Raw genomic sequence first — 13,005 nt, forward strand, 5'->3', positions numbered from 1 at the left:
TGCCGGCATCGGCTGCCGCAATGCACGCAATACATCGTCCGTGATGACGGCTTGAGGTAGATCGTGACGATTCGACTGTCACCCTCAGGCCACGCGATCCGCTCCACCCGGTAGCCTTCCCAGCCCCAAGCTTCTCAATCGTCTTGCGGTCCAGCATGACCTCACCCCTGAGCCCTGAAAATCAGGCCTCAAGGGTAAGGGCGGTCCTTGAAGGCTCCCCGCTGATCCGCGAAGAACCCAACTTCCTTTCGTCAGGCCTGTTGCGGCTGGGGCCGAAGCTCGGTCCGATCCTGTGGCAGCTGCCGCCGAATTTCCTGTACGACGAAGAGCGCCTGCGCGGCTTCCTCGCGGTGCTGCCGCGCGATACCGACCAGGCGGTCGCACTGGCCCGCCAGCGCGAGACCTCGCGCATGCAGGGGCGCTGCGCGCTCACCACCGATGCGCAACGGCCGCTACGCCATGCACTGGAAGTGCGGCATGCAAGCTTCAACAACCCGGGCTTCGTCGACCTGCTGCGCGAATACGGGGTTGCACTGGTGGTTGCCGACACCGCAGGGCGCTGGCCGCTGCTGGAGGACCTGACCGCGGATTTCGTCTACCTGCGCCTGCACGGCGACGAGGAGCTGTACGCCAGCGGCTACAGCGATGACGCGCTCGACGACTGGGCGCGACGCATCGCCGCATGGACGCGCGGCACGGAACCGCGTGGCGCACGCCGTGCCGGCGGGCCGGCGCCGAACCGGGTCCCGCGCGACGTCTACTGCTATTTCGACAACGACATCAAGACCCACGCGCCCTACGACGCGCAGGAACTCGCACGACGCGTGGCGTTGCGCACGGGGCCATCCGCGGTGGTGGCACCGCAAGGCCCGCCACTCGCTTCGCGGCATCCGCCCCTGGCATGAACTCCGCGATCAGCGGAGCTCGGCGATCTCCACCCCGTCCAGGCCCTGGCTCAGCGTGCGGGCGTCACCGCCCTGGGCGAGCTTGATGCGCAGGCGCACCTCGTTGGCGGAGTCGGCATAGCGCAACGCGTCCTCGTAGGAGATCTCGCCGGCCTGGTAGAGCTCGAACAGGCTCTGGTCGAAGGTCTTCATGCCGAGGTTGGTGGATTCCTTCATGACATCCTTCAGCTTGTGCACTTCGCCGTCGCGGATGTAATCCTGCACCAGCGGCGTGCCGAGCAGGACTTCCATCGCCACGCGGCGGCCCTTGCCATCGGGCGTCGGGATCAGCTGTTGCGCGACCACGCCCTTGAGGTTGAGCGAGAGGTCCATCAGCAGCTGGCTGCGACGGTCCTCGGGGAAGAAGTTGATGATGCGGTCCATCGCCTGGTTGGCGTTGTTCGCATGCAGCGTGCACAGCACGAGATGCCCGGTCTCGGCGAAGGCGATGGCGTGGTCCATGCCCTCGCGGGTGCGCACCTCGCCGATCATGATCACGTCCGGCGCCTGGCGCAGGGTGTTCTTCAGCGCGTTCTCCCAGCTGTCGGTGTCAATACCGACCTCGCGCTGGGTGATGATGCAGCCCTCGTGCTTGTGCACGAACTCAATCGGATCCTCGATGGTGATGATGTGGCCGGTCGAGTTGTGGTTGCGGTAGCCGATCATCGCCGCCAGCGACGTGGACTTACCCGTGCCGGTGGCACCGACGAAGATGATGATGCCGCGCTTGGTCATCGCCAGCGTCTTGATGATCGGCGGCAGGTTGAGCTCCTCGACGGTCGGGATCTTGGTCTCGATCCGGCGCAGCACCATGCCCACCTGGTTGCGCTGGTAGAAGCACGACACGCGGAAGCGGCCCACGCCGGACACGCCGATGGCGAAGTTGCACTCGTGGGTCTTCTCGAATTCCTCGCGCTGCGCGGGCGTCATCACGTTGAGCACCAGGTCGCGCGCCTGCTGCGGCGTCAGCGGGTTCTGGGTTACCGGCGAGATCTTGCCGTGCACCTTGATCGACGGCGGCATGCCGGCGGTGATGAACAGGTCCGAGGCCTTCTGGTGGGCCATCAGCTTGAGGAACGAGGTGAAGTCGATGCTGCTCATGTGTGGCTCCTGCGGGCGTCGCGTGCGTCACGCCGCCGCGCACCGTGGCTGTGTGCGGATCCATCGAGCGGATCCGCCGGTCCGGCGTCACTCGAACGTGCGCTTGTCCTTGGCGTAGTCCCTGGCCTGCGCGCGGGTGATCAGTCCGCGCTTGACCAGGTCCTGCAGGTGCTGGTCGAGCGTCATCATGCCGTGCTGCTGGCCGGTCTGGATCGCCGAGTACATCTGCGCGACCTTGTCCTCGCGGATCAGGTTCCGGATCGCCGGGATGCCGACCATGATTTCCCAGGCTGCGGTGCGGCCGCCGCCGACCTTCTTCAGCAGCGCCTGGCTGATCACCGCGCGCAGCGACTCCGACAGCATCGAGCGCACCATCGGCTTCTCGCCGGCGGGGAACACGTCGATGATGCGGTCGATGGTCTTGGCCGCCGACGAGGTGTGCAGGGTCGCGAACACCAGGTGGCCGGTCTCCGCGGCGGTCAGCGCGAGGCGGATGGTCTCCATGTCTCGCATTTCGCCGACCAGGATGTAGTCCGGGTCCTCGCGCAGCGCCGAGCGCAGTGCCTCGTTGAAGCCGTGGGTGTCGCGGTGCACCTCGCGCTGGTTGATCAGGCACTTCTGCGAGGTATGCACGAACTCGATCGGATCCTCGATGGTGAGGATGTGCCCGTATTCGTTCTTGTTGATGTGGTCGACCATCGCCGCGAGCGTGGTGGACTTGCCGGAACCGGTCGGCCCGGTCACCAGGATCAGGCCCTGCGGCTGGTCGATCAGCTGGCGGAACACCGGCGGGCAGCCGAGGTCTTCCAGCGTCAGCACTTCGGAGGGAACGGTACGGAACACCGCGCCGGCGCCACGGTTCTGGTTGAACGCGTTGACACGGAAGCGCGCCAGGCCCGGGATCTCGAACGAGAAGTCGACCTCGAGGAATTCCTCGTAATCGCGGCGCTGCTTGTCCGACATGATGTCGTAGACCAGCGCGTGCACCTGCTTGTGGTCGAGTGCGGGGATGTTGATCCGGCGCACGTCGCCGTCGACGCGGATCATCGGCGGCAGGCCTGCCGACAGATGCAGGTCCGATGCCTTGTTCTTGACCGAAAACGCCAACAGTTCGGCGATATCCATGGTGTCCCCTGCTTGCCCCTTGCCGCACGACCTCGCGGCCGAAATCGGGCCTGATGCGCCTTGCGACTGGCATCCGCCCACCCCTGCGGCGCAGTATAGCGCCCGGACCGCACCGTAAATCCAGCGGATGCGCGCACGCTTCCCGCGCCCACCGCACGCCCCCGCGATGACCCCAGACCCCCATCACGAACACCGCCTGCGCTGCGTCGCAGACAGGATCATCAACGCCGCGCGCGCCGCCGGCCGGCCACCGCCGCGGCTGCTGGCCGTCAGCAAGACCCGCGACGCTGCCGAAGTGGCAGCGCTGGCCGCGCTGCGACGCGCCCTGGGTGAGGACCGCCCGGGCTTCGGCGAAAACTACGTCCAGGAAGCCGCGGGCAAGATCGAGGCACTTGGCGATACGGGCATCGAATGGCATCTGATCGGCCACCTGCAGTCCAACAAGGCGCGCCACGCCGCGGAACTGTTCGACTGGGTGCAGACCGTGGACCGCCCGAAGCTGGTCGCCGCGCTCGCGCAGTGGCGCGATCCGGCCCGGCCGCTCGACGTGCTGGTGCAGGTCAATGTCGACGGCGAAGCCGGCAAGCACGGCTGCCGCCCCGACAACATTCCTGCGCTGGCGGAGGCCATCGCCGGCGAACCCGCGCTGCGGTTGCGCGGCCTGATGGCCATCCCCACCCCGCACTCCGACCCTGAGCAGCGCCGCCCCGCGTTCTCGCGCATGCGGGCGCTGTTCGACGCGCTGGCGGCGGACCACCCCCGCATCGATACCCTGTCGATGGGCATGAGCGACGACCTCGAGCAGGCGATCGCCGAAGGCGCGACCCTGGTGCGCGTGGGCACCGCCCTGTTCGGCCCGCGCCCGCCGAAAGACTGAAGAACCCGAGGAGACCCATGGCCAACACACCCGAACCCACCCTGCGCGACGGGCACACGGTCGCCTTTATCGGCGGCGGCAACATGGCCCGCAGCCTGATCGGTGGCCTGGTGGCCGGCGGCGTCGCTGCGGGGTCGATCCGCGTGGCGGATCCGGGCGAGGCCACCCGTGCCGGCCTGGAGACCGATTTCGGCGTGAGCACGTTCGCCGAGGCGACCGCGGCGGTGGCGGACGCCGACGTCTGGGTGATGGCGGTGAAGCCGCAGGTGCTGCGCGGTGTCTGCGAGGGCCTGGGGGACGCCGCGCGCGGCTGCACACCGCTGGTGGTCTCGGTTGCAGCCGGCATCACAACTGCGCAGATCGAACGCTGGCTGGGCGGCACGGCGGCGGTGGTGCGGGCGATGCCCAACACCCCGTCGCTGCTGGGCGCCGGGATGACCGGCCTGTACGCCAATGACCGCGTCGATGCCGCGGGCCGCGCGCAGGCCGAGACGCTGCTGGCCGCCACCGGCCGCACCGAATGGATCGACGACGAAGCGCTGATGGACGCGGTGACGGCGGTCTCGGGCAGTGGCCCGGCCTATGTGTTCCTGTTCGCCGAAGCGATGGAGGCGGCCGCGATCGCCCAGGGCCTGCCCGCCGCGAGCGCCCGCCTGCTGGTCCAGCAGACCCTGCTGGGGGCGTCGCGCATGCTGGCCGAATCCGGGGAGGCGCCAGGCGAACTGCGGCGCCGGGTGACCTCGCCCAATGGCACCACCCAGGCCGCACTCGAGACCTTCGAGGCCGGCGATCTGCGCACCCTGGTCGCGGATGCCGTGGATGCGGCGCGTCGGCGCGGGCAGGAACTGTCGGCCGCCAATGACTGAGATCGCGATGTCCCGGATATCCGGCATGGCCGGCGTGCTGGCCTGCGTGGTCGCGCTCGCCGCCTGCGGAGCAGCGCCGACCCCGCCCGCGGGTCAGGGCGCGCCCGAGCCGCCGGCCGTCGCCCGCAACGGCGACCTCAGCGTGCGCGCCAGCGTGGTGCCCACCTCGGCCCTGAGCGAAGCGGCCGCACGCGAATACCGGATCGAACGCGGGCCCCGCAACCTGCTGCTGATGGTCGGCGTGCGTCGCGGCGACGACGCCGACGAACGCGCGGTGCCGGCGCGGGTGAGCGCCAGCGCGGTCGACCTGCGCGGCGTGCGCCACGACGTGCTGCTGCGCGAAGTGGCTGTAGGCGAACTCACCGACCATATCGGCGTCGTTCGCGTCACGCCGCCCGACACGTTGCGCTTCCTGGTCGAAGCCCACACCGCCGAGGGCGAGGTCACGCGGCTGCAGTTCAGTCGCGAGGTCTACCGGTAGCTCGGCGCGAACAGGCGACCTAGCGCTGGTTCGCCGAGAATCGTCCCGGGCCGAGCAGGGCCACTGCCAGCGCGCCGGCGAGGAACATCAGCTGCAGCTCGATCGCCCAGCCGCCGGTCGAGTTCACTCGGCCGAGGTCGCCCATGTGCACCAGGAAGATCGCCACCAGCATGTTGATCGCGACCAGCACGCCGCCGATGCGCGCGTGCAGGCCGATGATGAGCATCAAGGGCGCCACGATCTCGCCGACCAGCACCAGCCAGGCGAGTTCGCCCGGCAGCCCGTGCGCTTCCACCATCCGCTCGATACCGCGCACCCCCGTGCGCAGCTTGGCCAGTCCGTGCAGCAGCACCAGCACGCCGACCGCAAGCCGCAGCAGCAGCCGGCCGAGGTCCTGCATGGTTGCCTGGTTCATCGCGCGCTCCGTTTTCGAAGGGCGCGCATCATCGCAAGCCGCGCACGGGCGCGATAGCCCGTGTCAGCCGGCGGAGCGCGCCTGTCGCTGCGACCAGCGCGCGATGATCGCCGCGATTTCGCCGATCCCGTCGGTCAGCGCGGCCGGCCCGGGCTGCAGGATCAGTGGCGACTTGATCTCGTGCAGCTCGCCATCGCGCACCGCCGGGATCGCCTCCCAGCCCGGTCGTGCGGCCACGCGTTCGGGCCGGAACTTCTTGCCGCACCACGAGCCCAGGATGATGTCCGGTGCCCGTGCGATCACCGGATCGCCATTCGCGAGGATGCGTGCCTTTGCCAGCGGCTCGACCGAGAGTTCCGGGAACACGTCATCGCCACCGGCAATGCCGATCAGCTCGGCGACCCAGCGGATGCCGGTGATGATCGGCTCGTCCCATTCCTCGAAGTAGACCTTCGGGCGCCGTTCCAGCGTTGCCGCCTGGCGCTCGATGGTGTCCAGGCCGCGGCGCAGGGTGTCGGCATAGTCACGCGCCTGCACCGGCAGGCCGACCAGCGCGCCCAGGCGCTGGATGTAGTCGAGGATGCCGTCCACGCTGCGATGGTTGGCGATCCACACCTCCACCCCGCGGCGCACCAGTTCGGCGGCGATATCGGCCTGGATGTCGGAAAAGCCGATCGCGAGGTCCGGCTTCAGCGCGAGGATCGCCTCCACCTTGGCACTGGTGAACGCGCTGACCTTCGGCTTCTCGCGGCGCGCCTGCGGCGGGCGCACGGTGAAGCCGCTGATACCGACGATGCGGTCCTGCGCGCCGAGCGCATACAGCGTCTCGGTCGGTTCCTCGGTCAGGCAGACGATGCGCTGCGGGCCGGCGGGTTGGCCCTTCAAGGAAACAGCATCCGCTTCGACCACGCGTCGGTGGGGTCGCAGGAATACAGCCAGCGTTCGTGCAGCCGGAACTGCGCGCCGTACCAGAACTCGATGCGTTCCGGGCGCACGCGCAGCCCGCCCCAGCGCGGCGGGCGCGGCACCTCGCGGCCATCGAACTCGGCTTCGGTATCGGCCAGCCGCTGCGCGAACTCCTCCGGAGACGCCAGCGGTTCGGACTGCAGCGATGCCCAGGCACCGACTTGGCTGCCACGCGGGCGGCTGGCGAAATAGGCATCCGCTTCGGCGTCGTCGACCAGAGCCACCTCGCCCTCGATGCGCACCTGCACGCCCTGGCGCACGCGCGGCCAGTGGAACAGCAGCGCGGCACGCGGGTTTTCCTGCAGCTCGCGGCCCTTGCGCCCATCGAGGTGGGTGTAGAACACGAATCCGCGGGCGTCGTGCGCCTTCAGCAGCACCATGCGCGCCGACGGGCGCGCGTCGATGCCGGCCGTGGCCACCACCATCGCGGTGGGATCGGGTTCGCCGGCGCGGGCGGCTTCGGCGAACAGCACGTCGAAGGTGGCCAGCGCTTCTGCGTGGAGAGGGTCGATGTCCATCGGGCTATTGTGGCCCGATGACGCAGGGCACGCATCCGGCCGACGCAGACCCCGCCCCCGGCGGCTTCGGTGCGACGCTGGTGGACGCCGTGCTGGCCGATGCACGCCGCGCTGGCGTGCGGATCTACGGCATCAGCGGCCTGCAGGGCAGCGGCAAGTCCACGCTGGCCGCGCAGCTTGCGGCGGCCGGGCGCGCCACGGGCATGCGGATCGCGGTGGTGTCGATCGACGATTTCTACCTCGACCGCCCGCAGCGCGAGGCGCTCGCACGCGAGGTGCATCCCCTGTTGCGGACGCGCGGCCCGCCCGGCACCCATGACCTGCCGCTGGCCCTGCATACGCTGGATGCCCTGCGCGAGGGCGACGACGTGGCGATTCCGCGCTTCGACAAGCTCGCCGACCGCCGCCTGCCGGCGCACGGGTGGGCGCGTGTCGCAGGCGCCGATCTGGTCGTGTTCGAGGGCTGGTTCCTCGGCACGCCCGCCGAACCGGCGCCGGCCCTGCTGCGACCGGTCAACGCGCTGGAACGCGACGAGGATCGCGATGGCGTCTGGCGCCGCCATTGCAACGACGCGCTTGCACGCGACTACCCGCCGCTGTGGTCGCGCATCGACCGCCTGCTGCTGCTCGCGGCCCCGGGGTTCGAGGTGGTGCCGGACTGGCGCTGGGAACAGGAGTGCGCCGCCCAGGCGCGCAACGCCGCCGACCCCGGCATGGACCGCGCGCAGTGCGACCGCTTCGTCCAGCATTACGAGCGCGTCAGCCGCCAGGCACTGCGCACCCTGCCCCCACGCGCGGACCTGCTGGTGCGGCTGGACGCGCGGCGCTCGCCGCGGATCACCGCCTGATTCCATTGAAGATTGCAGGCGGATGCCGTGGCCGGGGGCAGGCCCTACCATGGCGTGCTCATGAACCCCGCTCCCAACCTCGTCCTGGTCGGCCCGATGGGTGCCGGCAAGTCCTCGATCGGCCGCCGCCTCGCCGGCCGCTTCGGGCTGGCGTTCGTGGACCTCGACCGCGAAGTCGAACAGCGCACCGGCGCGACGATTCCCACCATCTTCGAGTGCGAGGGCGAGGCGGGTTTCCGCCTGCGCGAGCGCGAGGTGCTGGCGGACCTGCTGGCAGGCGAAGGACTCCTGCTCGCCAGCGGAGGTGGCGCGGTGCTCGATCCCGACAACCGCCGCGCGATGGCCGGCCGCGCCTTCGTCGTGTATCTGCACGTGGAACCCGCGGAGCAGCTCCGGCGGCTGGCCCGCGACCGCACCCGCCCGCTGCTCGCCAATGGCGACCGCGAACAGGTACTGCGCACGCTGGCGTCCGCGCGCGAGCCGCTGTATCGGGAGGTCGCCGACCTGCGCTTCGACACCGGCGGCTGCGCGCCACCGGTCGCGGTCGCGCGGCTGGGACGCCTGCTCGGCCAGCGCTGGCAGCGCACCGCATCCGCGCCATTGCCGGCCGTCGCCCCACCCTCTCCGGAAGCTGTCCGCATGCCCTCTCCAGCCCGCACCGTCGACGTCGGCGGTACCGCGCCCTATCGCATCCATATCGGTCCCGGGCTGCTCGACGACGGCACCCTGCTGGCCGGCCCGCTGCGCGGCAGCCAGGCGCTGCTGGTCAGCGACAGCCAGGTCGCGCCGCGCTATGCCGCGCAGGTGGCGGAGGCGTTGCGGCGGGCGCGCCCCGGCATCGCGATCGGCGAGTTCGTGCTGCCGGCGGGCGAGGCCTCCAAGACGCTCGACGGCTTCGCCGGCGCCATCGATGCACTGGCGACGCTGGGGGCGCGTCGCGATGCCTGCGTGTATGCGCTGGGCGGCGGCGTGGTCGGTGACCTCGCCGGCTTCGCCGCGGCCTGCTGGATGCGTGGCATCGACTGCGTGCAGCTGCCCACCTCGCTGCTGGCGATGGTCGACTCCTCGGTCGGCGGCAAGACCGCGGTGGACCTGCCACGGGGCAAGAACCTGGTCGGCGCCTTCCATCCGCCGCGCGCGGTCATCGCCGATACCTCGGTGCTGGCCACGCTGCCGCCACGCGAGCTGCGCGCCGGGCTGGCCGAGGTGGTCAAGTACGGCGCGCTTGGCGATGCCGCGTTCCTGGACTGGCTGGAACAGCACGCCGAGGTGCTGCTGGCGATGGACCAGCAGGCGCTGGCCGACGCCATCGCGCGCAGCTGCGCGCACAAGGCGACGATCGTGGCTCGCGATCCGTTCGAGCACGGCGAGCGCGCGCTGCTGAACTTCGGCCACACCTTTGCGCATGCCATCGAGACCGCGCAGGGCTATGGCGGGCTCAACCACGGCGAGGCGGTGGCGGTGGGCATGGTGCTGGCGGCGCGGCTGTCGGAAGCGCTGGGCCTGGCCCCTGCGACCGACGGCGACCGCCTGCGCACGTTGCTGCAGCACTTCGGCCTGCCGGTTGCGCTGCCGGACGGGCTCGACCCGGAACAGCTGCTGGCGCACATGCGCCTGGACAAGAAGGCGCAGGCCGGCGGACTGCGTTTCATCGTCTGGCGCGGTGCCGGCCGCGCCGAGGTGCTGTCCGACGTGCCGGAGAGCGCGGTGCTGGCGGTGCTGCGCGCCGGCTGAACCACCCGCGCGTTCCCTCCCCGCGCGGCGCGCCGCGCCGGCCTTCCGTGCCCGCCGCCCCGTACAATGGCCCTATGCGCCTGCTGCTGCAACAACCCGCCGAAGGACGTGAAGCCCCGCGCTTCGTCCAGCTGATGCTCCAGCCCGACCTGCTGGGCGGCTGGACGCTGGTGCGCGAATCCGGCCAGATCGGCGGCCGCAGCCAGGTGCGCCGCGAACAGTTCCTCGACCAGACCAGTGCGGTGGGCGCGCTCGAGCAGGCCCGCGACGCCCAGCTCAAGCGCGGCTTCCGGCTGGTCTATGCCCAGGGCGCGACCGCGCCACCACCGCGCTGAGCCCCCGCGGCCTCGCGCCGCCGCGCCTTGCAAGGATCACGTCTTGTCCGCACCGCTGAAGAACGACCGTTTCCTGCGCGCCCTCCGGCGCGAGCCCGTCGACCACACCCCCGTCTGGCTGATGCGCCAGGCCGGCCGCTACCTGCCGGAGTACCGCGCCACCCGCGCCCGGGCCGGCAGCTTCCTGGCGATGGCCAAGAACCCCGACCTGGCCTGCGAGGTCACCCTGCAGCCGCTGCGGCGCTTCCCGCTGGATGCGGCGATCCTGTTCTCCGACATCCTCACCATCCCCGACGCGATGGGCCTGGAGCTGTATTTCGTCGACGGCGAGGGGCCGAAGTTCCGCAAGCCGGTGCGCGATGCCGCGGCGATCGCCGCGCTCGGCGTGCCGGACATGGAAACCGAGCTTCGCTACGTGATGGACGCGGTGCGGGTGATCCGCCGCGAGCTCGATGGCAGCGTGCCGCTGATCGGCTTTTCGGGCAGCCCGTGGACGCTGGCCTGCTACATGGTCGAAGGCGGCGGCAGCAAGAACTTCGCCCGCATCAAGGCGATGGCACTCAACGATCCGCAGGCGCTGCATGCGCTGCTGTCGGTGAATACCGACGCGGTGATCGCCTACCTCGCCGCACAGCGTGCCGCCGGTGCGCAGGCGCTGCAGGTGTTCGACACCTGGGGCGGCGTGCTGAGCCCGGCAATGTACCGCGAGTTCTCGTTGCCCTATCTCGAGCGCATCGCGCGTGAACTCGAGCGTGGCGAGGGTGCCGACCGCACCCCGCTGATCCTGTTCGGCAAGGGCACCGCCGCGTACCTGGAAGAGCTGGCCGCCACCGGGACCGATGGCGTCGGCGTGGACTGGATGGTCGGCCTGGACGAAGCCGCACGCCGCACCGGCGGCCGGGTCGCGCTGCAGGGCAACCTCGATCCGTGCGTGCTCTATGGCAGCCCGGAGGCGATCCGCCGCGAGGTGGCCACCGTGTTGGACGCCTACCGCGACGGCAACGGCGGCTCGCGCGACGGCCACGTGTTCAACCTCGGCCACGGCATGTCGCCGGACATGGATCCCGAACACGTCGCCGTGCTGGTCGAGGCGGTGCACGCGCACAGCGCACGCTGAGGCGCGGCAGCCACACCGATGACGCCGCTGCGCCTGGTGGTGCTGACCACGGCGGTGCTGGCGGCCTTCGCCGGCAATTCGCTGCTGTGCCGCTGGGCGCTGCAGGACGCGCATATCGACCCGGCCGGCTTCACCGCGATCCGGCTGGGGTCCGGCGCACTGGTGCTGTGGTTGCTGGTGCGCAGGCGCGCCAGCGCCGCAGCGCGGGCCGGCGGCAACTGGGGCCCGGCACTGGCGCTGTTCGCGTATGCCGCGGCGTTCTCCTACGCCTTCATGTACGTGCCGGTGTCCACCGGCACCCTGCTGCTGTTCGCCGCGGTGCAGGTGACGATGGTCGCTGCCGCGCTATGGGCCGGCGAGCGACTTTCGCTCGCCCAGTGGACCGGCTTCGGGCTGGCGATCGCCGGCCTGGTGGCGATGCTGCTGCCCGGCCTGTCCGCGCCCTCGCCGTCGGGTGCGGCGCTGATGCTCACCGCCGGCGTCGCCTGGGGCTGTTATTCGCTGCGCGGCCGCGGCAGCCGCGATCCGCTGGCCGATACCGCGGGCAACTTCCTGCGTGCGCTGCCGCTTGGGCTGGCGCTGCTGCTGGTGTCCGCCGACCGCCTGCACGCCGACGCGGCCGGCGTGGCACTGGCGGTGCTGTCGGGCGCGGTCACCTCCGGGCTCGGTTACGCGCTGTGGTACGCGGTGCTGCCATCACTGGGCGCGGCGCGTGCGGCCGGCGTGCAACTCGGGGTACCGCCGACGGCGGCGCTCGCGGGCATCCTGTTGCTGGGCGAATCGCTGGATGCACGCCTGCTGCTGGCCTCGGCGATGATCCTCGGTGGCATCGCGATGGTGAGCTGCGGCCACGTCGGCCCTAGGGCCTGTTAACACTACGTGCTAACATACTGCGCATGGAACTTACGCCTGCGCAATTCGCGCGTATCGAGGATTGCCTGCCGCGGCAGCGGGGCAATGTGTCGCTGGACAACCTTCAAGTGCTCAACGCGATCCTGTTCGTGGCCGAAAATGGCTGCAAGTGGCGGGCCCTGCCCAAGCGGTTCGGCAACTGGCACACGATCTACACGCGGATGAACCGGTGGGCCAAGGCCGGGGTCCTGGATCGGGTCTTCGAGCGCATGCAGGCCGAACAGCTGGTCCGGGTGCGGCTGGAGGCGGTCAGCCTGGACAGTACGATCGTCAAGGTCCACCCGGACGGCACCGGCGCACGAAAAAAAACGGCCCGCAGGCCATCGGCCGCTCCCGCGGAGGCTGGACCACCAAAATTCATATGGCTGCCGCGGATTCCCGCTGCGCGTTAGCCTTCTCGCTTTCGCCGGGCCAGGCGGGCGATGCCCCAGCCGGTCGCGCCCTGCTGCATGCCCTGCCACCCCTGCCCGCGCGCTGCCATCTGGTCATGGATCGCGCCTACGAGGGCAATGAAACCCGGCAGCTCGCGCTGGATCTGGGCCTGGATCCGGTCGTGCCCCCGCATCCGCTGCGGGCCCAGCCATGGGCGTACAACACCGAGATCTACAAGCGCCGCAACGAAATCGAGCGCCTGTTCCGCCGTCTGAAAGGGTTCCGCCGCATCTTCAGCCGCTTCGACAAGCTCGACGTCATGTTCGCGGCCTTCATCCACTTCGCACTGATCGTCGAATCGTTGCGATAGTGTTAACAGGCCCTAGGCGACGGC

At 70.2% G+C, this 13,005-nt stretch carries 14 protein-coding genes and 3 pseudogenes; 11 read left to right on the forward strand and 6 right to left on the reverse strand.

Annotated features, from left to right (window positions below; all coding sequences use genetic code 11):
* Nucleotides 1–157, reverse strand: a pseudogene (locus LDO11_RS15875) (ISL3 family transposase); the annotation flags it as partial.
* Between the two features lie 82 nt (nt 158–239).
* On the opposite strand from LDO11_RS15875, the pseudogene LDO11_RS13050 reads away from it, so the two are divergent.
* Nucleotides 240–905 (forward strand): annotated as a pseudogene (locus LDO11_RS13050) (DUF72 domain-containing protein); the annotation flags it as partial.
* 9 nt (nt 906–914) lie between these two features.
* Here the strand turns inward: LDO11_RS13050 and LDO11_RS13055 are convergent.
* Together LDO11_RS13055 and LDO11_RS13060 are read right to left on the reverse strand one after the other, a co-directional pair.
* Nucleotides 915–2,045, reverse strand: a complete 1,131-nt coding sequence (locus LDO11_RS13055) for a PilT/PilU family type 4a pilus ATPase (protein WP_129135286.1) — start codon at nt 2,043–2,045, stop codon at nt 915–917.
* 87 nt (nt 2,046–2,132) lie between these two features.
* On the reverse strand, nt 2,133–3,170 hold the full coding sequence (locus LDO11_RS13060; RefSeq protein ID WP_136411899.1) for a type IV pilus twitching motility protein PilT: 1,038 nt from the start codon (nt 3,168–3,170) through the stop codon (nt 2,133–2,135).
* Between the two features lie 166 nt (nt 3,171–3,336).
* Here LDO11_RS13060 and LDO11_RS13065 point away from each other — a divergent pair, with 166 nt between their 5' ends.
* Genes LDO11_RS13065 through LDO11_RS13075 form a run of 3 tightly spaced genes read left to right on the forward strand, consistent with a single transcriptional unit; the run spans nt 3,337 to nt 5,394 of the window.
* On the forward strand, nt 3,337–4,047 hold the full coding sequence (locus LDO11_RS13065; RefSeq protein ID WP_232141929.1) for a YggS family pyridoxal phosphate-dependent enzyme: 711 nt from the start codon (nt 3,337–3,339) through the stop codon (nt 4,045–4,047).
* A 17-nt stretch (nt 4,048–4,064) separates the two neighbouring features.
* Nucleotides 4,065–4,913, forward strand: a complete 849-nt coding sequence (proC, locus tag LDO11_RS13070; protein ID WP_232141930.1) for a pyrroline-5-carboxylate reductase — start codon at nt 4,065–4,067, stop codon at nt 4,911–4,913.
* Between the two features lie 7 nt (nt 4,914–4,920).
* Complete coding sequence (locus LDO11_RS13075) at nt 4,921–5,394, forward strand: DUF4426 domain-containing protein (RefSeq protein ID WP_232141931.1); 474 nt, start codon at nt 4,921–4,923, stop codon at nt 5,392–5,394.
* Between the two features lie 19 nt (nt 5,395–5,413).
* Here the strand turns inward: LDO11_RS13075 and LDO11_RS13080 are convergent, their stop codons facing one another.
* From LDO11_RS13080 to pdxH, 3 genes are all read right to left on the reverse strand, one after another.
* Nucleotides 5,414–5,809, reverse strand: coding sequence for a DoxX family protein (locus LDO11_RS13080; protein ID WP_232141932.1), 396 nt, complete (start codon nt 5,807–5,809; stop codon nt 5,414–5,416).
* A 63-nt stretch (nt 5,810–5,872) separates the two neighbouring features.
* A complete protein-coding gene (locus LDO11_RS13085; protein WP_232141933.1) occupies nt 5,873–6,694 on the reverse strand; it encodes a cobalamin-binding protein in 822 nt (273 codons plus the stop codon).
* Nucleotides 6,691–7,287, reverse strand: a complete 597-nt coding sequence (gene pdxH, locus LDO11_RS13090) for a pyridoxamine 5'-phosphate oxidase (RefSeq protein ID WP_232142017.1) — start codon at nt 7,285–7,287, stop codon at nt 6,691–6,693. Before pdxH ends, LDO11_RS13085 begins: the two co-directional genes overlap by 4 nt.
* Before the next feature lie 23 nt (nt 7,288–7,310).
* Here pdxH and LDO11_RS13095 point away from each other — a divergent pair, with 23 nt between their 5' ends.
* From LDO11_RS13095 to LDO11_RS13125, 7 genes and pseudogenes are all read left to right on the forward strand, one after another.
* Nucleotides 7,311–8,141 carry a kinase gene (locus LDO11_RS13095; protein ID WP_232141934.1) on the forward strand — a complete coding sequence of 277 codons (831 nt, stop codon included), beginning with the start codon at nt 7,311–7,313 and terminating at the stop codon, nt 8,139–8,141.
* 60 nt (nt 8,142–8,201) lie between these two features.
* Nucleotides 8,202–8,726 (forward strand): annotated as a pseudogene (locus tag LDO11_RS13100) (shikimate kinase); the annotation flags it as partial.
* Between the two features lie 54 nt (nt 8,727–8,780).
* On the forward strand, nt 8,781–9,875 hold the full coding sequence (gene aroB / locus LDO11_RS13105; protein ID WP_232142018.1) for a 3-dehydroquinate synthase: 1,095 nt from the start codon (nt 8,781–8,783) through the stop codon (nt 9,873–9,875).
* A gap of 74 nt (nt 9,876–9,949) precedes the next feature.
* Nucleotides 9,950–10,210, forward strand: coding sequence for a WGR domain-containing protein (locus tag LDO11_RS13110; RefSeq protein WP_100323599.1), 261 nt, complete (start codon nt 9,950–9,952; stop codon nt 10,208–10,210).
* A gap of 55 nt (nt 10,211–10,265) precedes the next feature.
* Nucleotides 10,266–11,327, forward strand: a complete 1,062-nt coding sequence (hemE, locus tag LDO11_RS13115) for a uroporphyrinogen decarboxylase (protein WP_435574654.1) — start codon at nt 10,266–10,268, stop codon at nt 11,325–11,327.
* Between the two features lie 18 nt (nt 11,328–11,345).
* Entirely contained in the window at nt 11,346–12,200 is an 855-nt protein-coding gene (locus tag LDO11_RS13120; protein ID WP_232141936.1) for a DMT family transporter, read from the forward strand.
* A gap of 23 nt (nt 12,201–12,223) precedes the next feature.
* Nucleotides 12,224–12,981 (forward strand): IS5 family transposase gene (locus tag LDO11_RS13125; RefSeq protein WP_096144997.1). Its coding sequence is split into 2 segments (ribosomal slippage): nt 12,224–12,539 and nt 12,539–12,981, totalling 759 coding nucleotides; the frame shifts between segments, so codons are not numbered across the junction.
* The last annotated feature ends 24 nt before the right edge of the window (nt 12,982–13,005 follow it).

The organism is Alterluteimonas muca (genome assembly GCF_021191595.1).
Lineage (GTDB): Bacteria > Pseudomonadota > Gammaproteobacteria > Xanthomonadales > Xanthomonadaceae > Luteimonas > Luteimonas muca.